This window comes from Streptomyces sp. BL1, assembly GCF_057628045.1.
In genome coordinates, this window is record NZ_JBXYWZ010000002.1 from 5,606,797 (window position 1) to 5,633,125 (window position 26,329).

Below are 26,329 nucleotides of genomic sequence, written 5' to 3' on the forward strand. Positions count from 1 at the left end.
CCGCGGTCCGCGTCTCAGACATCGGAGCCCCTCCGTCCCCGGCCGGTCAGCAGCAGGTAGCCGGCCGTCACCACGAGCAGGAACAGCAGCAGGAGCACCGACATGGCGGAGCCGGCGCCGAAGTCCCAGGTGGCGAACGACGACTGGTAGATGTGCAGCGAGATGAGATCGGCGGACTCCGGCGGCGACTTGCCGAAGAGCACGTACGGCACGTTGAAGTCGTTGAACGTCCACAGGAAGAGGACCAGCACCAGCACAAGGTTGACCGGGCGCAGCGACGGCAGCGTGATGTGCCGGATCTGCTTGCGGATGCCGGCGCCGTCCAGTGCGGACGCCTCGTACAGGTCCTTCGGGATGTTCTGCAGGGCCGCCGTCAGCATCAGGAACGCGAACGGCCAGGTGCGCCAGACGGAGACGACGGTCAGCGAGAGGAAACTGTTGTCGCCGACCAGCCAGAAGGGGCGCTCGCCGGTGAGCCCCAACTGGTCGTGCAGCACGTGGTTCACCAGTCCGGTGTCGCGCTGGAGCATGAACGACCAGGTGATGACGGCGGCGTAGACCGGCAGCGCGTACGGCGTCAGGAACAGGGCGCGCAGCAGGCCCCGGCCGCGGAAGCGGTCCTGCATGAGGATCGCGGCGGTCACCCCGAGCAGCCACGCCAGCCCGACCGCGAGCACCGTGAAGGCGCAGGTGACCGCGAAGGAGCGGAGCAGCGCCTGGCCGACGGGCGCGTCGAAGTCGACGGCGACGCGGAAGTTGCCCAGGCCGGCCCAGGGGGCGCTGCCCCAGTTCCTGATGTACTCGCGGGTGAGTTCCTTGACGCTCATCACGGCGCCGGTCGCCATCGGCACGAGGTGGATGAGGAGTTCGAGGGCGAGCGCCGGCAGCAGCAGGAGGTACGGGAGGCGGCCGCGCCCCGGACGTACGGTCGTGTCGTTCATGCGGCGCTTCTCACTTCCGCATCCGCTGCTGTGCCGCGGTGAGCCGTTCCCGCACGGACCCTGTGGTGACCTGTTTCCCCGCGGCCGCGTCGGCGAGCAGCTCCTTCATGGCGGTACCGACGAGCGTTTCGAACTCCGCCTCGTCGGGGACCTGCGGCAGCGGCGCCGCGCTCTTGGCGAGCACCGAACGCATCACGGCCTCGTCGGGTGAACGCGGCGGATCCTGCTGCGCCTCGATCACGGGGGAGAGGGAGCCGTACGCGCTGTTGAGGATCTTCTGCTCGCCGGTGGAGGTCATGAACTTCACGAACTCCAGGGCGCCGTCGGTGTTGTCGGTGTTCTTGAAGACGGCGAGGTTGATGCCCGCGGCCATGGAGTTCACGGCCTGCCCTCCGGTGGCGCCGGCCGTAAGGAGGGGGACCGGGACGACGCCGTACTCGGAGGGCTTCATGCCGTGCGAGAGGAGCGACGTACGGGCCGCCTGCCACAGCAGCATTCCGGCCTTGCCGGTGGCGAAGTCCTTGACGGACTGGTTCTGCGCGTACTCGGCGTTGCCCTTCGCGGCGATCCGGTCGTTCGCGAGGAAGTCGACGTACTGCTGGACCGCCCGGACGTTGGCGGGCCTGTCGAAGGTGGGTCGGCCCTTGCCGTCGAAGAAGTCGGCGCCGTGCTGCTTGCCGAACGTGAAGGCGTGATGGGCGTTCTCCACCGGGTTGCCGCCCTCGACGGTGAGGCCGTAACGGCCGCCGCCCGTCAGCTTCTTGCCGTCCGCGACCAGCTCGTCCCAGGTGGCGGGCGGCTTGTCGATGCCGGCCTCGGCGAACCGCTTCTTGTTGTAGTAGAGGGCGTAGGTGAGGGAGTACAGCGGCACGGCGGCCGGCGGCTCGCCCTCGGCGCCGGTGGCGGCCAGGGCCTGCGGGCTGAAGCGCCCTTCCCCGCCCGCCTTGTCGAGGGTCTTCTTGTCGAAGGGCAGCAGCGCGCCGCCCTTCTGGAGCGACGACGACCAGGTGTTGCCGATGTTGAGCACGTCCGGGCCCTGCCCCGAGGAGGAGGCGGCGAGGATCCGGTCCAGCAGGGACGACCAGGGGATCACTTCCAGCTCGACCTTGATGCCGGTCCGCCGCTCGAACTTCTTCAGCTCCGGCGTGAGCACTTTCTTGTCGTGCTCCAGGCTCGAACCCTGGCTGGTCGCCCAGTAGGTGAGCTCCTTCGGGTTGTCGTTGCTGCCCTCGCTGTCGGTGACGGTGCCGCCGCCGCAGCCGGCGGCCAGGGACACGGTCAGGAAGGTGGCGAGGACAGCGGTTGCCGCGGTACGGAATCTGCGCATGGCCGTGGGGGACCTCTCCAGGAGGAGACCATTGAGGAAGTGAACGCGGTACGCATGTGATGTGAGGCGTGAGTCAAGTAGTGAGACACGGGGCCGTCAAGGCTTTGCGCACAGGTGGTTCGGCAACGGCGGGATTCCGCGCGCGTGTTGAACTCTTCGACGTATCGATGACCGAACGGGCGCGCCGACCGGGCACATCCGGGCCGGGAAACCGCCGTGGGGGCGGCCGCCGGTCCCTGGCAGCCGCCCCCACGCGCGCGTACGGACCGGGTCAGGCGCCGCCCTCTGCGCCCTCCGGTGTGAGGAGGCCGCGGAGTTCGCCGACGGCCTCGCGCAGCCGCGCCGCGAACGTGTGCATCTGGCCCGCCACCGACTCCGGCGTGCTCAGATACAGGTGGAAGCGGTCCGGCAGCAGGACGTACGCGACGCCGATGCACCGGCTGCTCGTCGAACCGAAGCCGAAATACTGGATGTTGGCGGACGGCGCCGAGCTGGTGCTCAGATAGTCGTCGCGCATCGTGGTCCAGCCGGGGGAGCGGTAGAGCGCGGGCTGCTCGGTCACGCCCAGCTCCTCGCCGCGCCGCCGCTGGATCAACTCCAGCTCCCACAGGTGCTGTTCGGGCGCCTCGATGTTCTGGCACTCCTTGGCGCGGGCCACATGCGCCGAGGCCGCCGCGTGCAGCGCCGCCCGGCGGGCCTCCGCGGACGCGGCGGGATCCTCCATCGCCGTCACGAACTCCCGGATCTCCGGGGTGATCACGCGCATCGCCTCGGTCCGCCCGTGCCGGTACTGACGGGTCGCGATCGACTCGTACGTGGCGCCCAGCAGGCCCTTCGCGCGCTGGTGCGCGAGCTGGTAGGCGAGCTGTACGAAGGCGTCGGGGGAGACGCCCAGCGCCTTGGCGGTGTCGGCGCCGAAGTCCTCGAAGGCGACGGTGCGGGTCGCGGTGGCCTCCCCGTACGCGGCGAACGCCTCGGCCGCGGAACGCGCCTGCTCCCGCAGCCCCTCGTCCAGTTCGAAGGTGAGCGGCTCCAGCGCGGGCAGCCCCTGGGAGCGGGCGCCGGACAGCCGGGACTGCTCCTCGGCGGGGCTGCCCAGCAGCGCGTCGGTGAACGCGAGGACGGTGGTGCCGTCCAGTTCGCAGTGCTCGCAGTTGATGCCCGCGCGGCCGTCGGCGAACACGACGAAGGACACGGCCTTGTCGAACCAGCGGTTCCCGCGGTCGCCGTACAGCAGCTCGTCACACGTGCGCTGGGTGTCGTCCGGCGCGAAGTCCTCCAGGCAGACGCAGAACAGCGCGGTCTCGACGTCGTCGAGCGCGTCCGCGTTCCGCGGATGGACGGCGCGCAGCGACTCGCGGGTTTCCGCCCACTCCGCGCGGGCCATGGTCGTGAGGTGACCGACCGGCGTATCGGGGCCCTCCGTACCGGACTTGAGGACGGCGCGCAGCCCCGCCTCCAGGTCGTCCATGCTGTGCGGGGCGCCGTCCGGGCCGATGACGTCCATCCGGTGCATGCCGCCGCGGAAGAACACCACGATGTGCCGCGCGTCCGAAGGACCCGGCCACGCCTCGGAGTACGGGGAGCGCACCGTGTCCTGCCGCGCGCCGGGAATCCGGGTCGTGGAGAACAGGTACTTGTTCTGCTCCATCGTCTGCGTCCGGCCGCGCTGCACCACCGGCGGGAGCAACTGCTCGTCGACCTGCCGCTTGTAGTGGACGGCCCCGGCGATGAGCCCCGCCGCGCGCTCCGTCTGCGACTGCTCCTCGTCCCGGAACAGGAAGAAGAAGTTGGCGTTGAGCGCGATCCGGTCCCTGCGGCCCAGATAGCGGTACGGCCAGAAGGTGTCGAGCCAGCTGTGCACACCGTCCGACGCGTCGTACGCCTCCAGCGCCGCGTGCAGCGTCCGGCCGGGGCCGCCGGGCCGGAGGAACTCCTCCACCTCCGCCTCGGTCTCCGCCAGTTGCTCCTCGGTGAGCAGCGGCGCGCTCCAGGCGAGGAACCGCCGGCAGCTGTCGTCCAGCGTGGGCAGGGGGACCCGCGGCAGGCTGTCCTCCGCCGCGAACGTCGGGGCGGTCGCGCTTCCCTGACTGGTGTTCAATTCCGCTCTCGATTCGGTTGGTGGGGGCCCGGCCGCGGGAACGCCGGTCCGTGGGGCCGGGCGGGGAATCTGTCCGGGGTGCCGCGGGAGGTCAGCCGCCGGGCGGGCGGGAGAGGTGGAGCTGTGCGTACAGCCAGCCTTCCGCTTCCAGCCCTTCCGCATTCACCCCGGCCTCCGCCATCGTGCCGAGGACCTGATCCTGCTCCTGCTGTGAGACGAACCGCCGCTGCCGGAACACCTCTTCGACGCGTACGGTCCGGTAGCCGAACCCGGCCAGCGCCTGCTCGACGGGGCCGAAGGGGAACATCCGCAGCACGAAGTGCGCCATCCAGGGCAGCCGCCCGTCCTGGGCCCGTACGACGTGGGTGAGGGTGCGTTCGGTGACGTAGCCGAGGCAGCCCGTCGAGATGACGAGGTCCGTACCGGACAGCAACTCCCGCTGTGCGTCGGTGGGTTCGTCCCGCTCCAGGTCCGCGTGGACGGCGGCGTCGAGGAAGCCGGCCTCCTGCCCGTACGCCAGGGCCTCGCCCGCGGTGTCCAGTCCGGTGACGTGCAGGGCGTCCGCGGGCCGCCGCGACCTGGCCAGTTCGCGGTCCCGGGCCAGGACGGAGTCGCGACTCTCCGCCGCGGGCACGCCCGTGTAGCGGGCGTACAGCTCGTCCATGGTCGCGTCGTACTTCAGCAGCGCCGCGTTGACGCCGTACGAGCAGCCGATGTCCAGCACGCGCGGCTCCGCGACCTGCCGGGACTCCCGGTACTCCTGGAGGAGCTTCGCGAACCAGGGCTTCGCCTCCTGCGGTACGCGGTAGTCGAGCGCGCGGAGTTCGGTGAAGTAGGCGCGCGGATCGGGCTGCGTATAAATATGGTCGAGTGACACTTTTCCGGTCGCATCGAAGCGCACGAGGCGGACTCCTCGAAGTAGGGGGCGCGGGGAACGGCGCGGATAGGGGGCGCGGGGAACTGCGCGAGATAAGGGGCGCGGGGAACTGCGCGGATAGGGGCGCGGGGAACTGCGCAGAAACCGGCCACAGCGGAACCGCACACGCGCCCCCACACGCGTCAGTCGAGCAACGCGTCGCCCCGTACCGCGCGGCCTTCGGCCTCCACATGCACAGGCAGGACCCGCCCAAAAAGCTGCCGCGTACGCGACACGCTCCCGATCACACCGGGCCGCTCGCTGTAGGCGAGGATCGCCGAGTGCCGGGCCCTGTCCCCTCCCACCGGGCTCACCCGGTGCAGCGAGTAGCGGCCCTTGAACAGCTGGAGGTCGCCGGGCCGCAGCGGCAGGCGCCGGACCAGCTCCCCGCCCCGGCCGTGGAGCACGTCCCGTACGGCGGCGAAGTTCTCGTCCTGTGCGGACCTGATGTCCGGGCAGTAATCGAACACCCCGCCCTCCCGGGCCTCTTCGGTGAGCACGCTGACGGTGAACTCGTTGGTGTCGAAGTGCCAGGGGTGCTCCCTGCCCGGCTCGATGACGTTGAGGACCAGCGCCGAGAGCGGATCGCCGAGTTCGTACAGCTGCGGCAGTCCGAAACAGCGGGCGACGAAGTCCTGGAACGTCGCGTGGGAGTAGAGCCGGCTGATGAGGGAGGCGGAGGGAATGCGGTCGCGGGCGACGAACGCGTTGCCCCGCTCGAAGGGCAGCCGCCCCGGATGGTCCTCGGGGAGGTCCGCGTCGACGGCCGTGTTGTAGACGTTGACGGTCTCCACGTCGAAGTGCGCCTGCGGGGCCATGGCCGCGCTCTCCTCGCGCAGCACGTCGCGCAGGGACGGGCGGATGAAGTCCGGCAGCACGGTGCAGCCGGTGGTCGCGAGATCGTGCCGGGCGCGGGACACCACGGCCCGCGCCTCCGGACTCTCCGGCGCGGACAGGGGATATCGGTCGGTGTCGACCACGTGGCCGAGTGCCACGGCTTCCACAGTGCTCATCTGAACCTCTTCGCGGGAGTCGGCCGTCCAGCAACTCTACTGAGGAGTAACGGAGTTGAAGCTCCCACGCCTCCTGCCGGTTGTCTGTGACGCGTCACACCATGACGCGGATCCGTGCACGCAATGCACGCAAGTACACAAGATCGTTGCCTGGTGCACCTTGTAGCGCGCGGGCGCCGTCCCCGAAGGTGAACGCTGATCAAACGGCCCCATGACGGCGAGGAGGCTGCCATGGCGCAGACCCATGTGCAGAAACAGGCTGCCGACGGCAGCCACGGCAGCGGCAACGGCGCCCAGAGCGGCGCACAATGGCGCAAGATCTGGGTCGGCTCGGCCGGCAACATGGTGGAGTGGTTCGACTGGTTCGTCTACGCCAGTTTCGCCACGTACTTCGCCGCCTCGTTCTTCCCCGCCGGCAACCCCACGGCCCAGCTCATGAACACCGCCGGCATCTTCGCCGTCGGCTTCTTCATGCGCCCCGTCGGCGGCTGGCTGCTCGGCCGGGTCGGCGACCGGCGCGGCCGGAAGGCGGCCCTCACCCTCACCGTCTCGCTGATGTCCGCCTCGGCCGTACTCATCGCGATCGCGCCCACGTTCGCCGTCGCCGGCTACGGCGGCGCCGCCGTGCTGCTCATCGCCCGCCTGCTGCAGGGGCTTTCGGTCGGCGGCGAGTACGCGGCCAGCGCCACGTACCTCACCGAGGCCTCCGCGCCCGGCCGGCGCGGCTTCGCGTCCAGCTTCCAGTACGTGTCGATGACCGCGGGACAGATCCTCGGCCTCGCCCTGCAGATCGTGCTCCAGCGCACCATGTCCGACGAGGCGCTGCACAGCTGGGGCTGGCGCATCCCCTTCGTCGTGGGCGCGCTCGGCGCCGCCGTCATCTTCTATCTGCGGCGCAACATGCTGGAGACCGAGGTGTACGCGGAGGAGAAGCCCGCGGACGAGGAGGCCGGTGACCGCGGCACGCTGCGCGCGCTGTGGCAGCACAAGCGGCAGGCCGGACTCGTCATCGCGCTCACGATGGGCGGCACCGTCGCGTACTACACGTACACGACCTACCTCACCAAGTACCTCTCCAACAGCGCCGGACTGCCCCAGTCCACGGCCACGCTGGTGAGTTTCTGCGCGCTGATCGTCTTCGCCTGTCTGCAGCCGTTCGCCGGTGCGCTGTCCGACCGGATCGGCCGCCGCCCGCTGCTGATCGGCTTCGCCGTCGGCTCCACCTTCCTGACGGTGCCGATCCTCCTGCTGCTCCGCAGCGCCGACGGCTTCTGGTCCGCCTTCGGCCTCACGCTGCTCGCCCTCGTCATCGTCACCGGCTACACCTCGATCAACGCCTGCGTGAAGGCCGAGCTCTTCCCGACCGGCATCCGCGCCCTCGGCGTCGCCCTGCCGTACGCCATCGGCAACGCGATCTTCGGCGGCTCGGCGGAGTGGATCGCCCTCGCCTTCAAGGACATGGGCGCGGAGTCCGGCTTCGCCTGGTACGTGGCCGGCTGCGCGGCCGTCTCCCTCGTCGTCTACCTGGCCATGGGCGAGACCCGCGACACGGATCTCTACGAGGTCGGCAAGGACGGGACGCGCCCGGCGGAGGACGCGGGCGGCGACGGCAGCCAGGACCGCGAGGAGGCCGAGGAGTCCGCCGACGGGACCGGCGAGCGTACGGAGGCCGGTCCCGAAACCGACGACGAGTTCGCCGCCGAGTCCGCCCCGGAGAACGCCAAGACGCCCTGACCTCCGGCCCGTTGTGGCCGGCGGGCCGGCGCGAAGGCCACGTCGACCAAGGGCACGAGGGAGCCGGGTGCCGGGAGTCGGGCGCCGGGAGTCGGGCGCCGGCCGACGGTGACGGGCCGGCTTCTGGGCCGGCCCCCGAATCGGCCCCCGACTCGGCCCCCGAATCGGCCCCCGAATCGGCCCCCGAATCGGGCCCCCGAGCCGGCCTCTGGGCCGGCCTCCGAGGCAGGACCGGAGGGCGCACCGGAGGGCGCCTCGCAGGGTGCCAAGACGCCCTGCCCTCCGCCTCGTTCAGCCACCCGAGCCACTTCACTCACCGCGCCGCGGCCCGGCCCGTCCCACGACGGGCCGGGCCGCGCGTCCTTGCCGGGCTGGGGGGCGGGGGCGCCGTCCGCCCGGCCCCGTCCTCCCCCTCAGGGGGTCAGTCGCCCCACCCGCGCAGGGACAGCAGCGGCCTCTCCCCGAGGTACGCACGCAGCGCCTCCGCGTTGCTGGGCACGAAGGGCTCGGGCGGGTCACCGGCCGGGAACCAGCGGAGCTCGTCGTGCTTGTGCGGCTCCCTGTTGACCGGCTCGCCGCGCCACGAGTCCGCGGCGAAGACGACACAGAGGTAGCCGTTCGGCCCCTCCGCCGCGTGCGCCCCGTGGACGACGTGCGCCACGCGAAGCTCCCCGGCCGCCACCTCCAGCCCCGTCTCCTCGCGCAGTTCACGTACCGCGGTCTCCGTGACCGGTTCGCCCGGATCGTTCTTCCCCGCCGGCAGATCCCACATCCCCCGCCCGAACCGCGCCCGCGGCCCCCGCCGCAGCAACAGCACCCGCTCCCGCCGCCGGTCATGCACGATCACAGCAGCCGCCAACAGGGTCCCCACCCAGGACACGGACGGTTCGGACACGAGGGCTCCTTTCCCGCGCCGGGGCGCCCCGGCGGCCGGTGGGATGGGGTGTGGACAGTAGAGTCGGGGCGTTCCCAGCCCCCGACGAGGTAACGGTAGTGAGCTCCGCACACACAGCAGTACCGGCAGTGGCCGTCGTCGGCATCGGGGCCGACGGGTGGGAGGGCCTGGCCCCCGCCTCGCGGGCGGCGCTCCTGGAGGCGGAGGTGCTGGTCGGCGGGGCGCGCCAGTTGGGGCTGCTGCCCGACGCGTGTACGGGGGAGCGCGTGGCGTGGCCCGCGCCGCTGCGGCCCGCGGTGCCCGGCATCCTCGCGGCGCACAAGGGGCGCCGGATCGCCGTACTGGCCAGCGGCGACCCGATGTTCTACGGCATCGGCAGGGCGCTGGCCGAGGAGGCGGGGCCCGACGCGCTGCGCGTACTGCCGCACCCCTCGTCCGTTTCGTACGCCTGCGCCCGGCTCGGCTGGCCGCAGGAGGACACCGAGGTCGTCACGCTCGTCGGACGGCCCCTCGCGGGTCTCACCGCGTCGCTGTACGACGGCCGCAGGCTGCTGGTGCTCAGCGCCGGCGCCGGTACGCCCGCCGAGGTCGCGGAACTGCTGACGGAGCGCGGCTTCGGGCCGACCCGGATGCGGGTGCTGGAACAGCTCGGCGGGGACGCCGAACGGCAGGTGGCAGGCGTCGCCGAGGAGTGGCGGGAACAGCCGGGGGCCGCGCTGAACGTGCTCGCGCTGGAGTGCCGCCGCGCCCCGGACGCGCGGCGGCTGGCCGCCGTTCCGGGCCTCGCCGACGACGCGTACGAGCACGACGGGCAGCTCACCAAACGCCACGTACGGGCTGCCACCCTCGCCGCCCTGGCGCCGGCGCCCGGCGAACTGCTGTGGGACGTCGGCGGCGGCTCCGGCTCCATCGCCGTCGAGTGGATGCGCGCCCACCGCAGCTGCCGCGCCGTCACCGTCGAACGCGACCCGGAACGCGCGGCACGTATCGGGCGGAACGCGGACACGCTCGGCGTACCGGGCCTGCGCGTCGTCACCGGCGCGGCCCCCGAGGCGCTGGCCGGACTCCCGGCCCCCGACGCCGTGTTCGTCGGCGGCGGGCTCACCGCGCCCGGCGTGCTGGAGCACTGCTGGGAGGCGCTCCCCGCGGGCGGCCGGCTCGTGGCCAACACCGTGACGCTGGAATCCGAGGCGCTGCTGGCGCAGTGGTACGGCCGGCACGGCGGCGAACTCGTCCGCCTCGCCGTCGCGCACGCCGTCCCCGTGGGCGGCTTCACCGGCTGGCGCCAGGCCATGCCGGTCACCCAGTGGTCCGTCACGAAGGCCGCCGACTACTGACCCCGGCGCCGTCCCCCGGCACAGCGCGAAGCGACCCCACCCCTGGAGACAAACCATGACCGTGTATTTCATCGGCGCCGGCCCCGGCGCCGCCGACCTGATGACGGTGCGCGGCGTCCGTACGCTGGCCTCCTGCGGAGTCTGCCTGTACGCGGGCAGCCTCGTGCCCCGCGAACTCCTCGACGAATGCCCCGCGGACGCGCGGCTCATCGACACCGCGCAGCTCGATCTGGACCGGATCACCGCCGAGTTGGTGCGCGCCCACGAGGAGGGCCTCGACGTGGCCCGGCTGCACTCCGGCGACCCGTCGGTGTTCAGCGCCGTCGCCGAGCAGATGCGCCGGCTCGACGCGGCGGGCGTGCCGTACGAGATGGTGCCGGGCGTGCCCGCGTTCGCCGCCGCCGCTGCCGCGCTGAAGCGGGAGCTCACCGTGCCCACCGTCGGCCAGACCGTCGTGCTGACCCGCCTCGCGCAGCAGGCCACCGCCATGCCCGAGGGCGAGGACCTGGCGACGCTGGGCCGCAGCAAGGCGCTGCTCGTCCTGCACCTCGCGGCACGCTACGTGGACCGGCTGGTCGACGAACTGCTGCCGCACTACGGCCCGGAGTGCCCGGCCGCCGTCGTGGCGATGGCCAGCCGCCCCGACGAGGTCGTGCTGCGCGGCACCCTCGGCGACATCGCCGGGCAGGTGAAGGCCGAGGGCATCGTACGGACCGCGGTCATCCTGGTCGGACGGTCGCTGGGCGCCGAGCAGTTCGGCGACAGCCACCTCTACTCCGCGGACCGCGAACGCCCGCACGCCCCCTGCGACAGCGCATCCGGCGACGGCGCGGCAATCGGCGACAGCGCGGCAGCCGGCAACAGCACGAAAGCCGACGCTTCCTGACGTTCCGTCAGCCGCGGAGCCCGCGGACCGACTGTCAGCCGCGGACCCGCGGGCCGGCCGTTCAGTCGCGGGGCCCGCGGACCGCGGACCGGCCCACGACGGTGCCCGCCCGGTCGATGCAGACCACGTCGACCGCGACGGGCGCGCCCCGCAGCACCCCGAGGGCCTCGTCCCGCGCCGTCGCGGCGACCAGATCGCCGAGCGGTACGCCCTCCGCGGCGCACAACTGGAGTGCGGCGAGGCCCGTGTTGGCGTCCGCGACGGCCGCCGCGAGCTCCTCGTCGGCGCCGCCCTGCCGGGCGAGCGAGGCGAGGAAGCCCTTGTCGACCTGGGAGCGCGCGGAGTGCAGATCGAGGTGACCGGCGGCGAGCTTGGACAGCTTCGCGAACCCGCCGCAGACCGTGAGGCGTTCGACGGGATGACGGCGTACGTACTTCAGCACCGCGCCCGCGAAGTCGCCCATGTCCAGCAGCGCGTCCTCGGGCAGGGCGTACTCGGCCACCACCGTCTTCTCCGACGTCGAACCGGTGCAGCCGGCCACGTGGGTGCGGCCCGCCGCACGCGCCACGTCGACGCCGCGGCGGATCGAGTCGATCCACGCGGAGCAGGAGTACGGGACGACGACTCCCGTGGTGCCGAGGACGGACAGCCCGCCCAGGATGCCGAGCCGCGGGTTCCACGTGCTGCGGGCGATCTCCTCGCCGCCGTCCGCGGACACCGTCACCTCGACGTCGCCCGTACCGCCGTACCGCGCCGCGACCCGCGCCACATGGTCCCGGATCAGCGAACGCGGCACGGGGTTCACGGCCGGCTCGCCCACCTCCAGGGGCAGCCCGGGGCGGGTGACCGTGCCGACGCCGGGCCCGGCGCGGAAGACCACCCCGGAACCGGCCGGCAACTCCCGTACGGTCGCCCGCATCAGCACCCCGTGCGTCACGTCCGGATCGTCGCCGGCGTCCTTGACGATGCCCGCCGTCGCGGCGCCGTCCGCCGTCAGCTCCTCGGCCGCCAGCGCGAAGGACGGCGTGTGCCCCTTGGGCAGCACGATGTCCACGGGGTCGGGGAAGTCGCCGGTCAGCAGCGCGGTGTACGCGGCGGTCGCGGCGGCCGTCGCGCAGGCGCCGGTCGTCCAGCCGGGCCGCAGCCCCGTGTGCTTGAGTTGGGCGCTGCGCCCGCCCGCCCCGGCTGTACCGCTCCCGGACCCGGACTCGCCCGTACCGTTCTGCTCAGTCACGAAAGGACCCCATGAACAGCGCACGCCACGTGCTCATCCTCGGCGGCACCACGGAGGCCAGGGAGCTGGCCGCGCGGCTGGTGGAGTGGCCGGACGCGGACCGGCTGCGGGTCACGACCTCGCTCGCGGGCCGCGTCGCACGGCCGGGGCCGCTGCCGGGGGAGACCCGGACCGGCGGCTTCGGGGGTACGGAGGGCATGGCGCGCTGGCTGCGCGAGCAGCAGGTGGACGCGCTCATCGACGCCACACATCCTTTCGCCGGCACGATCAGTTTCCACGCGGCGCGTGCCGCGGCCGCCGCTCATGTTCCCCTGCTGGCTCTGCGCCGGCCCGGCTGGGTGCCGGGGGAGGGCGACGACTGGTATCCGGCGGCCTCGCTGGAGGAGGCCGCCGGAATGCTGCCGGCGCTGGGCCGGCGCGCGTTCCTCACCACGGGGCGGATGGGGCTCGCGGCCTTCGCCGGACTCGATCAACTCTGGTTCCTGCTGCGGTCGGTCGACGCTCCGGAACCCCCGCAGCCGCGGCACCTGGAGGTACTGCTGGACCGCGGCCCCTTCACCCTCGAAGGGGAGCGGCGGCTGCTGCGGGAGCACCGTGTCGACGTCGTCGTGACCAAGGACAGCGGCGGTTCCGCCACCGCGCCCAAGCTCGCCGCCGCCCGGGAGGCCGGCCTGCCCGTGGTGATCGTCCGCAGGCCGGAGGTTCCCGAGGGAGTGCCGGTGGTGCCCGGCGCCGGGCAGGCAGCCGAGTGGCTGCGCGCCCGGCTCGGCTGACGGACCGTCGGCCCGCCCGCCGGCATCCGGCCCGCCGGCTCGCCCGTCAGCTCTCCGGATAGCGACGGGGCGTCCACACGGTGTCGCCGTCGCCGCGTTCCACGTGCTGCGTCTGCGAGGAGCCGATCAGCAGGATGGTGCGCATGTCGACCTGATCGGGGTCGAGTTCGGCGAGCCGCACCGTCCGCACCGCCTCCTCGGGGCCGCCGACATCGCGCGCCAGCACCACGGGGGTGTCCGGGGCGCGGTGCTCCAGCAGCACCTCGCGGGCCTTCCCGACCTGCCAGGTACGGCTGCGCGAACCGGGGTTGTAGAGGGCCAGCGCCAGGTCGGCGGACGCGGCGGCCGACAGCCGTTCGGCCACCGTCTCCCACGGCTTGAGCCGGTCGGAGAGGGAGATCACGGCGTAGTCGTGGCCCAGCGGAGCACCGGCGCGGGACGCGGCCGCGTTGGCGGCCGTCACCCCAGGCAGCACCCGTACGGGCACGTCCGCGTACGTCTCCTGCGAGGCGACCTCCAGTACGGCCGTGGCCATCGCGAAGACCCCCGGATCACCGGAGGAGACCACGGCCACCCGGCGGCCGCGCCGGGCCAGGTCGAGGGCGAGTTCGGCGCGCTCCGACTCCACCTTGTTGTCGGAGGCGTGCCGCTGCTGGCCGGCCCGTACCGGCACCCGGTCCAGATACGTCGTGTAGCCCACCAGGTCCTGCGCCGCGGCCAGTTCACCGCGCGCCTCCGGCGTCAGCCACATGGGCCCGGCGGGCCCGGTGCCGACCACCACGACCTCGCCGCGCTCCCGCGGCTCCGGCTCGTGGTCCACCCGGCTGGGCAGCACGGCGACGGAGAAGTACGGCACCTTCTCGGCGTCCGCCTCGGCCAGCGCGCCGGTACGTTCGCCGCTCATCGTGGCGCGCTCCACGTAGTGCGTCTCGGCCAGCCGCCCGGAGCGCTCGGCCGCGCGCCGTACGGCGGGGAAGGTACGGCCCAGCTTCATCACCACCGCGGCGTCGGTGGAGGCGAGCCGGGACGCCAGCTCCTCCTCGGGCAGCGTGCCCGGCAGGATCGTCAGCACCTCCTCGCCCTCCGCGAGCGGCTTGCCCAGCCGGGCCGCCGCCGCGCTCACCGAGGTGACACCGGGGATGACCTCGGTCGGATAGCGGTCGGCGAGCCGCTTGTGCATGTGCATGTACGAGCCGTAGAAGAGCGGGTCGCCCTCGGCGATGACGGCGACCGTACGGCCGGCGTCGAGGTGCGCGGCGAGCCGCGCGGCGGACTCGGTGTAGAAGTCCTCCATCGCGCCCTTGTAGCCGCCGGGATGGTCGGTGGTCCCGGTGGTGACCGGGTAGACGAGGGCTTCCTCGATGTGGTCCTCGCGCAGGTGCTTCGCGGCGATGGAGCGGGCGATGGAACGGCCGTGCTGCGCACTGTGGTACGCGACGACATCGGCCTCCGAGATGACCTCGACGGCGCGTACGGTCATCAGCGACGGGTCGCCGGGGCCGAGCCCGACGCCGTAGAGCCGGCCTGTCGCGTGCTGGGGGTGCTGCTCGTTCACTCTTCCTCGCTCGCTATCGCGTTGATCGCGGCCGCGGCGAGGGCGCTGCCACCGCGCCGCCCGCGCACGACCAAGTGGTCGAGGCCGGAGGGATGTTCGGCCAGTGCGTCCTTGGACTCGGCAGCGCCGATGAAGCCGACGGGCACGCCGATGACCGCGGCCGGACGCGGCGCGCCCTCCTCGATCATCTCCAGCAGCCGGAACAGCGCGGTGGGCGCGTTGCCCACGGCCACCACGGCGCCGTCCAGATGGTCGCGCCACAGTTCCAGCGCGGCGGCGGTGCGGGTGTTGCCCAACTCCCGGGCGAGCCCCGGCACCGCGGGGTCGGACAGCGTGCACAGTACGGCGTTGTCCGCGGGCAGCCGCTTGCGGGTGACCCCGCTGGCGACCATCGCGGTGTCGCACAGGATCGGCGCCCCGGCCTGCAGCGCCTCGCGGGCACGGATGACGGCCTTCGGGCTGTACGCGAGATCACGGACGAGATCGACCATCCCGCAGGCGTGGATCATCCTGACCGCGACCTGGCTGACCTCGGCGGGCAGGCCCGCGAGATCCGACTCGGCCCGGATGGTGGCAAAGGACTGGCGGTAGATCTCCGCGCCGTCCTTCTCGTACTCGAACACTGTGCTCCCGCTCATCTCGTCACTGTTGTGTGCGCTGTTGTGGTGCCGGCTGTGGCTGTCAGCGCGGCGGCTGCCGTACGCGTCCCTCGCGCACGTGCCGACGCGACCGCGCCGGCGAGTCCGCGCCTGTCCACGGATTCCGGTCCGGTCCCGTGCGCGGATTCCGGCCCGACTGGGTCTTCTCCCCGAACGCGCACGGTGTAGCCCTCCTCGTCCGCGACGACATCCACCCAGTCGCCTCGCGGGTGTCCGCAACGCCGTTCACAGCCCGACCAGTAGACGGGCAGCGCGTGCTCCGGGACGGCGGCCTCTGTGACGATGCTCTCCGTGACGGCCGCGGCCGCGTCGGCCCGTACATCGCGGTGGGACTTCGCACAGCCGGGCCGCCCCGTGCACGCTCCCACGCCCAGCCAGGGGGAGGAGGGGCCGGTGATCAGGCCCGCCGCGTCGAGGGCGCGAAGCCGCTCACCGGCCGCGTCGGCGGACAGTCCGGCGGTGGCCTCTCCGGAGACGCCCTCGGACAGTCCGGCAGCGGACAGTCCGGGCAGGGGTAGGACGACGCCCCGCCAGGGTGTGACCCGCAGTTCGCCCGTCCCGTCCTGCGCTGCCACGCCCGCCAGTTGCCGCCACTGCGCGGCGGTCAGCCTGCCGAGCGGCGCGACGACGGACAGCGCGCGGGGAGCGTCCCCCGAACCGGCACCCGTCACGGCGCCGGGCGAGGGCGGGGCGCCCCGAGGGGCGGGCGCATCCGCGACGTATGTCGCCGATATCCCCTTCTCCTGAAGGGTGTCCGGGAGGCGGTGGGCGAACCCGGTCTGTCCCGCGGGCAGTTCACGTACCCGCCAGACATGTGCACCGGTGTCCCGTATGGCCGTGAGGAACATCTCCGCGGCCGCCAGCGCCGCGCCGGGCACTGCGTCACGGTGGTCTCCGCGCACCCGGACCGCCGCCGGTTCGTCGCCGACGCGCAGCAGCGCGTCGCCGCCGGGCAGCGCGAGCAAGGTCACATCCGCGTCGAGCGAAGCGACGTCCCCGCGCCCGTCGTCGAGGGCGAACAGGAAGCGCCCGGACAGCGCCGTGGCCTCCTCGTTCGCGCACAGCAGCGCGTCCAGGTGGCCGGCCCAGCCGCGCACATCGCCGTCGCCCGCACCGTCCAGCCCGCTCAGCGGCGAGGCGACGACGTTGCGCACCCGTTCGTGCCGGGGCGAGGGCAGCAGGCCGGACGTCTCCAGTACGGACGCCAGTTGGCCGGCGCAGCACTCGTCCAGGCCGCGCAGCTGGAGGTTTCCGCGCGAGGTGATGTCGATGCGGCCGTCGCCGAGCCGGTCCGCCGCGTCCGCCAGCGCCACCGCCTGCCGGGCGGTCAACAGGCCTGCGGGGATGCGGATCCGGGCCAGCGCACCGTCGTCCGCCGAGTGCAGGCGCAGCGCTCCGGGGCAGGCGTCACCGCGGTCCCGTACGGGCGGATTCGCCCATGTTCGTGGTGTCGAGGAGAGCTGCGGCATGGCGGCGAGCATACCGACGTTTCCGCAGGCCGTATCGTCCCCGCGGTTGGCCGGACCCTTACTATGTTGTGCGGCGGGCCACGCGGTCCGCCTCCGTCAGCGACGGCTCCAGGGGGAGGAAGACCGGTGCGAATCCGGTGCGGTCCCGCCACTGTGAGCCCATCGGCTGTGATTCCTGCAGCCGCCGGGTGAGCCAGGAACTCCCGCCGTCACTCTCACCGCCCGGGGCGCGGACCCCGAGGAAGGCCGACGCCGCATGATCCTGCTGCTGTCCACCTCCGACACCGATCTGCTCAGCGCCCGCGCGTCCGAGGGGCCCGTGCCGTACCGGTACGCGAACCCCGCGCGCCTCGACCTCGACGAGCTGCCCGGTCTGCTGGAGGGCACCGATCTCGTCGTCGTCCGCCTCCTCGGCGGACTCCGTGCCTGGCAGGAGGGCATCGACCAGCTGCTGGCGCAGGACCGCCCGGTGGTCGTCCTCACCGGTGAACAGGCCCCGGACGCACAGCTGATGGAGGCGTCCACCGTCCCCATCGGCGTCGCCGCCGAGGCGCACGCCTATCTGGCGCACGGCGGCCCCGGCAATCTCGACCAGCTCGGCCGCTTCCTCTCCGACACGGTCCTGCTCACCGGGCACGGCTTCGAGCCGCCCGCCGCAGCGCCCACCTGGGGCCCGCTGGAGCGCACCGCGAAGGACGGCGCCGCGGGCCCGGACATCGCGGTGCTCTACTACCGCGCCCACCACATGAGCGGCAACACCGCCTTCGTCGACACCCTGTGCGGCGCCGTCGAGGAGGCCGGCGGCCGGCCGATGCCGCTGTACGTGGCCTCGCTGCGCGCCCCCGAGCCCGAACTCCTCGACAAGCTGCGGGAAGCCGACGCCATCGTCACCACCGTGCTCGCCGCCGGCGGCAGCAAGCCGGCCGAGGCGTCCGCGGGCGGCGACGACGAGTCGTGGGACGCGGGCGCGCTCGCGGCGCTGGACGTGCCGATCCTGCAGGCGCTCTGCCTCACCAGCCCGCGCGCCGCGTGGGAGGAGAACGACGAGGGCGTCTCCCCGCTGGACGCCGCCAGCCAGGTCGCCGTGCCCGAGTTCGACGGCCGGCTCATCACCGTCCCGTTCTCCTTCAAGGAGATCGACGAGGACGGCCTGCCCGCGTACGTCGCCGACCCCGAGCGCGCGGCCCGCGTCGCCGGAACCGCTGTACGCCACGCCCGTCTTCGGCACACGCCGAACGCGGAGAAGCGCCTCGCGCTGGTGCTGTCCGCGTACCCGACGAAGCACTCCCGCATCGGCAACGCCGTCGGCCTCGACACCCCCGCCAGCGCCGTCGCCCTGCTGCGCCGGCTGCGCGAGGAGGGCTACGACTTCGGCGACGAGAGCGCCGAGCCGGTGCCCGGCCTGGAGTCCGGCGACGGCGACGAACTGATCTACGCCCTGATCGAGGCCGGCGGCCACGACCAGGACTGGCTCACCGAGGAGCAGCTGGCCCGCAACCCGGTCCGCATCCCCGCCGCCGACTACCGCCGCTGGTACGCCCGCCTCCCGCAGGAGCTGCGCGACTCCGTCGAGGAGCACTGGGGCCCGCCGCCCGGCCAGATGTTCGTCGACGACAGCAGCAACCCCGAGGGCGACATCGTGCTCGCGGCGCTGCGCCGCGGCAATCTGCTGATCCTCATCCAGCCGCCGCGCGGCTTCGGCGAGAACCCGATCGCGATCTACCACGACCCCGATCTTCCGCCCTCGCACCACTACTTGGCCGCCTACCGGTGGATGTCCGCCGACCGCGACGACGGCGGCTTCGGCGCCGACGCCATGATCCACCTGGGCAAGCACGGCAACCTGGAGTGGCTGCCCGGCAAGAACGCCGGACTGTCCGCCGCCTGCGCGCCGGACGCGGCCCTCGGCGACCTGCCGCTGATCTACCCGTTCCTGGTCAACGACCCGGGCGAGGGCACCCAGGCCAAGCGCCGGGTGCACGCCACGCTCGTCGACCACCTCGTGCCGCCGATGTCCCGCGCCGAGAGCTACGGCGACATCGCGCGCCTGGAACAGCTCCTCGACGAGCACGCGGCGGTCTCCGCCATGGACCCGGCGAAGCTGCCCGCGATCCGCGCACAGATCTGGACGCTGCTCCAGGCCGCGAAGCTCGACCACGACCTGGGCCTCGAAGAGCGCCCGGACGACGAGAAGTTCGACGACATCCTGATCCACGTCGACGGCTGGCTGTGCGAGATCAAGGACGCCCAGATCCGGGACGGCCTGCACGTCCTGGGCTCGGCCCCGGAAGGCGCGGCGCACGTCAACCTCGTCCTGTCCATCCTGCGCGCCCGCCAGATCTGGGGCGGCACCACCTCGCTGCCCGGCCTGCGCGAGGCCCTCGGCCTCGACGAGTCGGCGTCCGACCGTACGGGCTCCGACACGGCGGAGGACGCGGCCCGTGTGCTCATCGAGGGCATGGAGGAAGCCGGCTGGGACCCGGCCGCCGTGTCCCGCGTCACCGCGGACCTCCCCGCCGAGCAGCGCGAACAGGTCGGCAGCATCCTGGAGTTCGCCGCCGCCGAGGTCGTGCCGCGGCTCGCCGCCACCACGCAGGAGATCCAGCACGCGGTGCACGCGCTGAACGGCGGCTTCGTCCCGGCGGGCCCGTCCGGCTCGCCGCTGCGCGGACTCGTCAACGTGCTGCCGACGGGCCGCAATTTCTACTCCGTCGACCCCAAGGCCGTGCCCAGCAAGCTCGCCTGGGAGACCGGACAGGCCCTCGCCGACTCGCTGCTGGAGCGCTACCGCTCCGACAACGGCGACTGGCCCGCGTCCGTCGGCCTGTCCCTGTGGGGCACCAGCGCCATGCGCACCGCCGGCGACGACGTGGCCGAGGCCCTCGCGCTGCTCGGCGTCCGCCCCGTGTGGGACGACGCATCGCGCCGCGTCACCGGTCTCGAAGCGATCCCGCTGGACGAACTGGGCCGCCCCCGCGTCGATGTGACGCTCCGTATCAGCGGTTTCTTCCGTGACGCCTTCCCGCACACCATCGGCCTGCTCGACGACGCCGTACGCCTCGCCGCCGGCCTGGACGAGCCCGCGGACAAGAACCACGTACGCGCCCACGCCCAGGCCGACCTGGCCGAGCACGGCGACGAACGCAAGGCCACCACCCGCATCTTCGGCTCCCGGCCCGGCACGTACGGCGCGGGCCTGCTCCAGCTGATCGACAGCCGCGACTGGCGCACCGACGCCGACCTGGCCGAGGTCTATGCGACCTGGGGCGGCTACGCGTACGGCAGGGAGCTCGAAGGCTGCCCGGCCCGCGACGAGATGGAGACCGCGTACAAGCGGATCGCGGTCGCCGCCAAGAACACCGACACCCGCGAGCACGACATCGCGGACTCCGACGACTACTTCCAGTACCACGGCGGCATGGTGGCCACCGTCCGCGCGCTGCGCGGCACCGCGCCCGAGGCGTACATCGGGGACTCCACCCGCCCCGAGACGGTCCGCACCCGCACCCTCGTCGAGGAGACCTCCCGCGTCTTCCGCGCCCGCGTCGTCAACCCCAAGTGGATCCAGGCGATGCAGCGGCACGGCTACAAGGGCGCCTTCGAGCTGGCGGCCACCGTCGACTACCTCTTCGGCTACGACGCCACGACCGGCGTCGTCGCCGACTGGATGTACGACAAGCTCGCCTCGACGTACGTGCTGGACGCCGACAACCGCGCGTTCCTCCAGCAGGCCAACCCGTGGGCGCTGCACAGCATCACGGAGCGGCTGCTGGAGGCCGAGTCCCGCGGCATGTGGGAGAAGCCGGACCCGGCGGTGCTCGAAGAGCTCCGGCAGGTCTTCCTGGAGGCCGAGGGCGAGCTCGAGAACGACGACTGACCGCGGACGCCGGCGCCCCCGGCGGCCGTGACACGCGGAGAGGCCCGGTGCCGACCCTCCTTCGGGAGGGACGGCACCGGGCCTCCGGTGTGTGCCCGCCTACTTGTTGGCGCAGCCGTTGCCCATCGCCGGGTTGAGCACCCCGACGACGTCGACGGTGTTGCCGCACGCGTTGACCGGCACGTGCACGGGGACCTGGGCCTGGTTGCCGGAGATGACGCCGGGAGAGTTCGCGGCGGTCCCCTGGGCGCCGGAGTCCGCGACGGCGGCGGACGCTCCGCCGAGCACGGCGGAGGCGGCGAAGGCGGTGGCGGCGACTGCGGTACGAAGACGCATTCTCACTCCTGTGGGCTGGGACAGCTGACATCACGACGCTCACAGCCCCCCGGTACGCTCGCCACGCGAAGTGCTCCACCCGTGGGACCGGGGACTCCACGGCCTCCACGGTCTCCGGGTACGGCTCAGCCGCCGTGCCGTTCGCGCCACTCCCGGACGGCGCGCTCCACGTCGAACGGCGCCAGATTGAGCGGCGGCCCCTGCGGCGGCGTACGGATCGCCTCGCGGATCCTCTCGTTGACGCTCTGCAGGACGCGCCGCACCTCGCGCTCCGAGTCCGCGCGCCCGGCCGCCTCGTACGCGTCCTGCGCCTCCTTGCGGAGCGCGAGAGACGGCGGCAGATAGCTGACCTGCTCGCGCTCCAACTTGTCCCGCACCCACCACAGTTCGTCGTACGGCTCGTCCAGCCCGCGCAGCGGTTCGCCCTTGCCCGGCAGATCGTCGAAGGCGCCGCGCTCGGCGGCCTCGCGGATCTGCCGGTCGACCCACGACTCCTGGCTGATGCCGGGCGGTTTGCGTTCGGTCACGGTACGGCCTCCTCGCCGTCGTGCGGTCCTCCGGTACGACGGGTCCGCCGGGTGCGGCCCGTCCGGTGCGCCGGCCGCGGTTCAGCCGCGGTGCCGCCGCAGCAGATACGTGTCCATGATCCAGCCCTTGCGCTCCCGCGCCGAGGCCCTGATCTCCTCGATCTCGCCGGCGACCTCGCGCAGCGGCCCGGACACGAGCAGCTCGTCGTCGGTGCCGACGTACGCGCCCCAGTGGATCCGCCACTCGCCCGCTCCGGGCCCGGCGGTCTCCTCGGCAGCGTCACCGGCCGGCTCCCCGTGGGCGTCCGCGCCGTCGTCGAGCCGGGTGAACGCCTGCTGCGCGTCGAGCATCACCACCAGATCGTCCACCCCCTCCGGCACGCCCTCCTCGGCCAGGCGCCTGCCGGTGGTGATCTGTACGGGCCCGCCGACCCTGTTGAGCGCGGTGCGGTGCCGCGCCGCCAGCGCCGAGACGGCGCTGATCCCCGGCACGACCTCGTACGTGAACTCCACCTCGCCGTGCGCGAGCACCTCCTCCAGCGCGGCCAACGTGCTGTCGTACAGCGCCGGATCGCCCCACACGAGGAACGCGCCGCACTCGCCGTCGGCGAGCTCGTCGCGCAGCGCCCGCTCGTACAGACCGGCGCGGCGGCGGCGCCAGTCCTCGACCGCGCCGGTGTACGCGGACTGCTCCGCCGGGCGCTCCCGCTCCGGGTCGCGGACCTCCACGATCCGGTGCGGCTGCGGGGCGTGCCGTTCCAGGACGGTCTGCCGCAGGTCCGCCAGGTCCTGTTTCTCCCGGCCCTTGTCGACGAGGAGGAAGACGTCGGCCCGCGCCACGGCCTTGACCGCCTGCAGTGTCAGATAGTCGGGGTCGCCGGCGCCGATCCCGATCACGAGGATGTGTCGCACACCTGCCAGTGTGCCTGCCGTGGTGCCGTCCGGACGGCACCACGGCAGAGGGAACGACAGGTCACGAGCGCCTCAGCGGGTCACGGGAGCAGGCTGCGCACCAGCCGGCAGGTCGTGCCGGACGGCGGATGCACGCCGATCCGGTCGGCCGTGGCGTGTATGACCCGGTCGGATGCCTGACGCGGCGTGTAGACACCTGTGTCGAGCAGCGCGATGGCGATGCGCATCGCCTTCAGCTGCCGGTTGTGCGTCACATACCACTCGCGCGGAAGCCCGGCGGGCAGCGGCGTTTTCGGCAGGACGGGCAGCGTCGAGAAGTGGGTCAGAGGGGTCGTGGTCGTCGTGGTCTCGGGCCGGGCAGTGAGTACGGGCATCGGCGACCTCCAGAGTGCTCCGAGCCCCGCAGGGAGGGCTCGGACCCTTGCTGATTCTGTACCCAGAATACCGGCCGGCACTGACAAAACCCCTGCTGGAGACGGGAGTTGGGAAAGATGTTCGAATTGAGGAAACAGAGACGGAGGGGCGCGGGGAACGGCGCAGAAGGGGCGCGGGGAACTGCGCGCTGATAAGGGGCGCGGGGAACTGCGCATCCCCGGCCACGGCGTGGCCGCAGCCGTCCGACGATGTCGCGGGGCACACGAAGCGGCGCACGCGGCACGCTCGCGCAGCGCGTACGCGCCCACGCGGCTACGCCGCGACCGGCACCTCGCCGAAGGCTGGCAGCGGCAGCTGGAAGTCGCGCAGTATCTCGTGCGTCACCCGCCGCGCGGACACGAGCGCACCCTGCGCGGAACTCGTGTCCCGGTGGTCCCCGCACACGTAAAGACCGGACAGCACCCGCACGGGACGCCGCAGATCGTGCGGCGTCGGCATGGCCGGCACGGCGTACGGGTCGTGGTGCGCGGCGAGCAGCGTCCAGTGGTCGGTGGACGTGCCGTGCAGCGCGGCCAGTTGGGGCCGCGCGGCCTTGTCGAGTACGGCGGCCGGGTCGGTCGTCGCCCTGCCCAGCACCACGGACGTGACGAGGGTACGGCCCCGCGGCGCGCGTACGGGGTCGACGGCGGAGGCGGTCCAGCTGTGCGAGACGGGCCCGCCGGCCGGTGCGAGGGAACGCGCCCCGGCGCCGTTGTCCCCGTCGACCAGGAGGGAGGGCAGTTCGGTTTCCGTACCGCCGGCGCCCGACAGGCCCTGCGGGCCGGCCCCTTGAGGTGCGCCGTCCGCTGTGCTGTCGACGGCGTGGTGCAGGACTGTCACCGGGTGGAAGTCCGGTACCCGCAGCCCGGGCAGCAGTTCGGCCGCCTCCAGCGCACCGGTCGCCACGACGACGGAACGGCAGCCGAACGTGCCGTGCTCCTCCGTGGCCACCCCTCTCGTCGTCACGGAGACGGCCCGTACGCCTCTGCGGACCGTCCCCGACGGCAGCCCCGCCGCCAGCAGTTCGGGCAGCCGCTGCGCGCCGCCCTCGGGCACGCACAGGCCGGCCCGCGCGAAGCTGCGCAGCGTGAGGTCGGCGACGCGGCTGGACGTGGTCAGCTCCGGATCGCACAGCAGCGCCGACAGCAGCGGCCGCACCAGCGAGTCGGCCGTACGGGAGGGCAGTCCGCGTGCCGACAGCGCCTGCGCTGCGGGGAGTTCGGTGCGGTTCAGCAGCCGCTCGGGCGGCAGGGCCGCGAACCGCGCGAGGGCGTTCCGCAGCCGTACGAGGTCCAGCGCGCCGGTCACGGCGGCCCGGCCGCGAGCGCTGGTGAGTGCGCGCGCCGTGGTGAGTGCGCCCCGTGTGCGCCCGTCGGCCCGCCGTTCCGTACGGGGGTCCCGGCCGCGTCCCGGCTGCCGGACCGTACGCCGTCCCGGGGCCTCGGCGGCACCCGGGCGCCGCAGCTCGCCGACACGGTGCGTGCGGCCGTCCGTGTACAGCAGGGCACCCGGGGCGAGGGGCATCAGTGTGAGCTCCGACAGGCCCCGCAGACGGCGGAGTTCGGGCCAGCCGGGACAGAGGAGGAGCGGGCTGCGGTCGAGCAGGAAACCGTCCACTTCGTCGGTGACCATCCGGCCGCCCACCCTGCCGGCGGCTTCCAGGACGGTCACGCGCAGTCCTGCTGCGGTCAGATGGCGGGCCGTGGCGAGCCCGGCGAGCCCGGCTCCGACGATGACGACATCGGACTCGCCGGCTGTGACGCTTCCGCCGGTGTCCTGGGTGTGCTCGGTACGCACAGTGCCTCCCCTTGTGGTCGGCGCGCGGTGTGAGGGGAATGTGGGGGTGCTGACCCCAGCGGGCTGGGGGAGATGCGGAGCGAAGTGACGCGTCGGGGCCATGGTGCGGCCACGCGTGCGCGTCTGTCGTCGTCATGCCCCAACGGGCACGGGTAATACCCGAGTTGGACACGACTGTGCGGACTCTATGCGGCACCCGGAGCGACGCCATCCGCGCAGCGCCAGAGCACGGTCGCACGGGGTCGCACGGATGCCTGCGGCAGGCCGGGCGGTGGCCGACGCGCCCCTTCTTCCCGCCGCAGCGGGAAACGAGCCGAGCGCCACGGCCCGGCGGCCTGAGCGCGAGCTGCGCCCGGTCAGCGGCCCCGCACGGCCGCACGGCGGTGGCCGGCGCGCCACGGTCCACGCCCCCTCTTCCCGCCGCGTCGGCAATCGAGCCGAGCGGTACGGCCCGGCGGCCTGAGCGTGAGCTGCGCCCGGTCAGCGGGCCCGCACGGACGCACGCCGGTGGCCGGCCCGCGACGGCCCGCGCCCCTTCTTCCCGCCGCAGCGGGAAACGAGCCGAGCGGTACAGCCCGGCGGTCCGAGCGCGTGCCGCGCCCGGTCAGTCCCGGTCCGCCGGACCGTCCTGCTGGACTGCCCGCCACCGTGGCGGAGTTGAGGGCGCGGGGCCCCTCACGGCCTGCGGAGGCATGGGGCCCCGGCCTGTCACGGCCCGCGCGTTCAGCGCAACGCTGCGCGGATCGCGTCGTCGATGCCGGGGAAGGCGAAGTTGAAGCCCGACTCCGACAGCCGTACGGGCAGCACCCGTTGACTGCCCAGCACGTCCTCGGCGAACTCGCCCAGCACCGCACGCAGGGCGAACGCCGGTACGGGGAACGGCGTCGGCCTGTGCAGCACCCGCCCCATGGCGGCGGTGACCTCGCGGTTGGTGACGGGCTCGGGCGCCGTGAGGTTCACGGGCCCCGCCAGTTCCGCGGTGTCGAGGATGTGGCGCAGCGCGGCGACGTGGTCGTGCAGCGCGATGTGGCTCCAGTACTGCCGCCCGTCGCCGATCCGGCCGCCGAGCCCCGCCTTGAAGATCGGGAACAGCCGCCCCCACGCCCCGCCCTGACGGGACACCACGAGCCCGGTGCGGGCGAACGCCGTACGGATCCCGGCCTCCTCGGCGGGTGCCGCCGCGCCCTCCCAGTCGACGACGAGGTCGGCCAGGAACCCGCTGCCGGGCGGCGAGTTCTCGTCGACGGCACGGTCGCCCGTGTCGCCGTAGTACCCGACGGCCGACCCCACGAGCAGGGTGTGGGGCGGGGAGTCGAGGGAGGCGATGGCCTCGGCGACGGCCGCCGTGCCCAGCACCCGGCTCTCACGCAGCTCCCGTTTGTACGCATCGGTCCACCGTCGGTCCGCGATGCCGGCCCCGGCGAGGTGCACGACAGCCTCACACCCGGCGAGGCCGGAGAGGTCCACATACTGACGCTTCGGGTCCCACTGCACCTCGTCCCCGGACTGTGCCTCTCTGCGCACCATCCGGACGACCTCGTGCCCGTCTTTCCGCAGGGACTGCGTGAGTGCCGTACCGATGAGCCCGCCGGCCCCACTGATCGCGATCCGCATGCCCCCATCCTG

General features: G+C 73.0%; 20 protein-coding genes, 1 pseudogene and 1 riboswitch. Of the genes and pseudogenes, 5 read left to right on the top strand and 16 right to left on the bottom strand.

Annotation, left to right across the window (positions count from 1 at the left end):
• Window positions 1–14: 14 nt before the first annotated feature.
• From AC3AGO_RS24610 to AC3AGO_RS24630, 5 genes and pseudogenes are all read right to left on the bottom strand, one after another.
• A pseudogene (locus tag AC3AGO_RS24610) lies at window positions 15–923 on the bottom strand (carbohydrate ABC transporter permease); the annotation flags it as partial.
• A 28-nt stretch (window positions 924–951) separates the two neighbouring features.
• Entirely contained in the window at window positions 952–2,268 is a 1,317-nt protein-coding gene (locus AC3AGO_RS24615; RefSeq protein WP_487822407.1) for an ABC transporter substrate-binding protein, read from the bottom strand.
• A 271-nt stretch (window positions 2,269–2,539) separates the two neighbouring features.
• Entirely contained in the window at window positions 2,540–4,369 is a 1,830-nt protein-coding gene (locus tag AC3AGO_RS24620; protein WP_487822408.1) for a choline/carnitine O-acyltransferase, read from the bottom strand.
• A 91-nt stretch (window positions 4,370–4,460) separates the two neighbouring features.
• Window positions 4,461–5,270 (bottom strand): class I SAM-dependent methyltransferase, encoded by an 810-nt coding sequence (locus AC3AGO_RS24625; RefSeq protein ID WP_487822409.1) that lies wholly within the window; start codon window positions 5,268–5,270, stop codon window positions 4,461–4,463.
• Between the two features lie 158 nt (window positions 5,271–5,428).
• The gene (locus AC3AGO_RS24630) at window positions 5,429–6,298 is read right to left on the bottom strand and encodes a HalD/BesD family halogenase (protein WP_487822410.1); all 870 of its coding nucleotides are present in this window, start codon (window positions 6,296–6,298) and stop codon (window positions 5,429–5,431) included.
• Between the two features lie 342 nt (window positions 6,299–6,640).
• Between AC3AGO_RS24630 and AC3AGO_RS24635 the strand changes: the two genes are divergently transcribed.
• Window positions 6,641–8,032: an MFS transporter gene (locus AC3AGO_RS24635; protein ID WP_487824795.1), complete on the top strand. Its 1,392-nt coding sequence runs from the start codon at window positions 6,641–6,643 to the stop codon at window positions 8,030–8,032.
• A gap of 421 nt (window positions 8,033–8,453) precedes the next feature.
• Here the strand turns inward: AC3AGO_RS24635 and AC3AGO_RS24640 are convergent, their stop codons facing one another.
• Entirely contained in the window at window positions 8,454–8,927 is a 474-nt protein-coding gene (locus tag AC3AGO_RS24640; RefSeq protein ID WP_487822411.1) for an NUDIX domain-containing protein, read from the bottom strand.
• Between the two features lie 98 nt (window positions 8,928–9,025).
• On the opposite strand from AC3AGO_RS24640, the gene cbiE reads away from it, so the two are divergent.
• Together cbiE and cobM are read left to right on the top strand one after the other, a co-directional pair.
• Window positions 9,026–10,264 (top strand): precorrin-6y C5,15-methyltransferase (decarboxylating) subunit CbiE, encoded by a 1,239-nt coding sequence (cbiE, locus tag AC3AGO_RS24645; protein WP_487822412.1) that lies wholly within the window; start codon window positions 9,026–9,028, stop codon window positions 10,262–10,264.
• A gap of 55 nt (window positions 10,265–10,319) precedes the next feature.
• Entirely contained in the window at window positions 10,320–11,150 is an 831-nt protein-coding gene (cobM, locus tag AC3AGO_RS24650; RefSeq protein WP_487822413.1) for a precorrin-4 C(11)-methyltransferase, read from the top strand.
• A 61-nt stretch (window positions 11,151–11,211) separates the two neighbouring features.
• Here the strand turns inward: cobM and AC3AGO_RS24655 are convergent, their stop codons facing one another.
• Complete coding sequence (locus AC3AGO_RS24655; RefSeq protein ID WP_487822414.1) at window positions 11,212–12,384, bottom strand: cobalt-precorrin-5B (C(1))-methyltransferase; 1,173 nt, start codon at window positions 12,382–12,384, stop codon at window positions 11,212–11,214.
• An 11-nt stretch (window positions 12,385–12,395) separates the two neighbouring features.
• Between AC3AGO_RS24655 and AC3AGO_RS24660 the strand changes: the two genes are divergently transcribed.
• Window positions 12,396–13,157: a cobalt-precorrin-6A reductase gene (locus AC3AGO_RS24660; RefSeq protein ID WP_487822415.1), complete on the top strand. Its 762-nt coding sequence runs from the start codon at window positions 12,396–12,398 to the stop codon at window positions 13,155–13,157.
• A 46-nt stretch (window positions 13,158–13,203) separates the two neighbouring features.
• Here the strand turns inward: AC3AGO_RS24660 and AC3AGO_RS24665 are convergent, their stop codons facing one another.
• Genes AC3AGO_RS24665 through cobG form a run of 3 tightly spaced genes read right to left on the bottom strand, consistent with a single transcriptional unit; the run spans window position 13,204 to window position 16,840 of the window.
• Window positions 13,204–14,712: a precorrin-2 C(20)-methyltransferase gene (locus AC3AGO_RS24665; protein WP_487822416.1), complete on the bottom strand. Its 1,509-nt coding sequence runs from the start codon at window positions 14,710–14,712 to the stop codon at window positions 13,204–13,206.
• Window positions 14,709–15,335 carry a precorrin-8X methylmutase gene (locus AC3AGO_RS24670; protein WP_487824796.1) on the bottom strand — a complete coding sequence of 209 codons (627 nt, stop codon included), beginning with the start codon at window positions 15,333–15,335 and terminating at the stop codon, window positions 14,709–14,711. The genes AC3AGO_RS24665 and AC3AGO_RS24670 overlap by 4 nt, the downstream gene beginning before the upstream one ends.
• 11 nt (window positions 15,336–15,346) lie before the next feature.
• Window positions 15,347–16,840: a precorrin-3B synthase gene (gene cobG / locus AC3AGO_RS24675; protein WP_487822417.1), complete on the bottom strand. Its 1,494-nt coding sequence runs from the start codon at window positions 16,838–16,840 to the stop codon at window positions 15,347–15,349.
• Window positions 16,841–16,897: 57 nt separating this feature from the next.
• Window positions 16,898–17,062, top strand: a riboswitch (cobalamin riboswitch).
• Between the two features lie 34 nt (window positions 17,063–17,096).
• Here cobG and cobN point away from each other — a divergent pair.
• On the top strand, window positions 17,097–20,717 hold the full coding sequence (gene cobN, locus AC3AGO_RS24680) for a cobaltochelatase subunit CobN (protein WP_487822418.1): 3,621 nt from the start codon (window positions 17,097–17,099) through the stop codon (window positions 20,715–20,717).
• 99 nt (window positions 20,718–20,816) lie between these two features.
• Here cobN and AC3AGO_RS24685 read toward each other — a convergent pair whose 3' ends face one another.
• The 6 genes from AC3AGO_RS24685 to AC3AGO_RS24710 all read right to left on the bottom strand — a co-directional run bounded on the left by AC3AGO_RS24685 (window position 20,817) and on the right by AC3AGO_RS24710 (window position 26,317).
• On the bottom strand, window positions 20,817–21,053 hold the full coding sequence (locus AC3AGO_RS24685; RefSeq protein WP_487822419.1) for a chaplin: 237 nt from the start codon (window positions 21,051–21,053) through the stop codon (window positions 20,817–20,819).
• Between the two features lie 125 nt (window positions 21,054–21,178).
• Window positions 21,179–21,580 carry a DnaJ family domain-containing protein gene (locus AC3AGO_RS24690; RefSeq protein WP_487822420.1) on the bottom strand — a complete coding sequence of 134 codons (402 nt, stop codon included), beginning with the start codon at window positions 21,578–21,580 and terminating at the stop codon, window positions 21,179–21,181.
• 81 nt (window positions 21,581–21,661) lie between these two features.
• A complete protein-coding gene (gene cobF / locus AC3AGO_RS24695) occupies window positions 21,662–22,492 on the bottom strand; it encodes a precorrin-6A synthase (deacetylating) (RefSeq protein WP_487822421.1) in 831 nt (276 codons plus the stop codon).
• A gap of 80 nt (window positions 22,493–22,572) precedes the next feature.
• The gene (locus tag AC3AGO_RS24700) at window positions 22,573–22,866 is read right to left on the bottom strand and encodes a hypothetical protein (protein WP_487822422.1); all 294 of its coding nucleotides are present in this window, start codon (window positions 22,864–22,866) and stop codon (window positions 22,573–22,575) included.
• A 313-nt stretch (window positions 22,867–23,179) separates the two neighbouring features.
• Window positions 23,180–24,703: an NAD(P)/FAD-dependent oxidoreductase gene (locus tag AC3AGO_RS24705; RefSeq protein ID WP_487822423.1), complete on the bottom strand. Its 1,524-nt coding sequence runs from the start codon at window positions 24,701–24,703 to the stop codon at window positions 23,180–23,182.
• Window positions 24,704–25,426: 723 nt separating this feature from the next.
• The gene (locus AC3AGO_RS24710) at window positions 25,427–26,317 is read right to left on the bottom strand and encodes a TIGR01777 family oxidoreductase (RefSeq protein ID WP_487822424.1); all 891 of its coding nucleotides are present in this window, start codon (window positions 26,315–26,317) and stop codon (window positions 25,427–25,429) included.
• Between the last annotated feature and the right edge of the window lie 12 nt (window positions 26,318–26,329).

Excerpts from the sequence above, each read along its gene's own strand:
- AC3AGO_RS24615 (WP_487822407.1), bottom strand. The coding sequence starts at position 2,268 with ATGCGCAGATTCCGTACCGCGGCAACCGCTGTCCTCGCCACCTTCCTG.
- AC3AGO_RS24630 (WP_487822410.1), bottom strand. The coding sequence starts at position 6,298 with ATGAGCACTGTGGAAGCCGTGGCACTCGGCCACGTGGTCGACACCGAC.
- AC3AGO_RS24635 (WP_487824795.1), top strand. The coding sequence starts at position 6,641 with ATGGTGGAGTGGTTCGACTGGTTCGTCTACGCCAGTTTCGCCACGTAC.
- cobM (WP_487822413.1), top strand. The coding sequence starts at position 10,320 with ATGACCGTGTATTTCATCGGCGCCGGCCCCGGCGCCGCCGACCTGATG.
- AC3AGO_RS24660 (WP_487822415.1), top strand. The coding sequence starts at position 12,396 with ATGAACAGCGCACGCCACGTGCTCATCCTCGGCGGCACCACGGAGGCC.
- cobG (WP_487822417.1), bottom strand. The coding sequence starts at position 16,840 with ATGCCGCAGCTCTCCTCGACACCACGAACATGGGCGAATCCGCCCGTA.
- cobN (WP_487822418.1), top strand. The coding sequence starts at position 17,097 with ATGATCCTGCTGCTGTCCACCTCCGACACCGATCTGCTCAGCGCCCGC.
- AC3AGO_RS24685 (WP_487822419.1), bottom strand. The coding sequence starts at position 21,053 with ATGCGTCTTCGTACCGCAGTCGCCGCCACCGCCTTCGCCGCCTCCGCC.
- AC3AGO_RS24700 (WP_487822422.1), bottom strand. The coding sequence starts at position 22,866 with ATGCCCGTACTCACTGCCCGGCCCGAGACCACGACGACCACGACCCCT.
- AC3AGO_RS24710 (WP_487822424.1), bottom strand. The coding sequence starts at position 26,317 with ATGCGGATCGCGATCAGTGGGGCCGGCGGGCTCATCGGTACGGCACTC.